At 58.7% G+C, this 312-nt stretch carries 1 pseudogene; it reads right to left on the bottom strand.

The features are described from left to right. Positions 1-312, bottom strand: a pseudogene (locus SB772_RS39855) (hypothetical protein); the annotation flags it as partial.

The following is a 312-nucleotide window of genomic DNA, read 5'->3' as shown; positions in this document are numbered from 1 at the left end:
AAAGATCTTCACAAAGAACAGCGCGAGCACATATCCGGCCGCCCCTTCCAGCGAAAAAAAGAAGAGGAACGTGTGGGAGAACGCATCGAGCTGACGAGACGCCATGAACAGGCCCGCGAGACCGACCAGAAAGACGATGACAATCGCGCCACGTGACGCAAACAGCCGGGCGAAAGGCAAGGTGCTACTGAGGAAGGTGTCGGGTTTGACGAGTGGCACGCGGATGAAAAGGTAGTTGTGCAGCAGCCATGATACGGGGCCGCGACGCCGATCCTGCTGCCGCCTGTAGACGGATTTCCAGCCCGAAACCGG

It is taken from the genome of Paraburkholderia sp. SIMBA_030 (assembly GCF_046535245.1).
Taxonomy (GTDB): domain Bacteria; phylum Pseudomonadota; class Gammaproteobacteria; order Burkholderiales; family Burkholderiaceae; genus Paraburkholderia.
The sequence above is the reverse complement of the archived record's forward strand: the minus strand, read 5'-3'. Positions and strand labels throughout refer to the sequence as shown.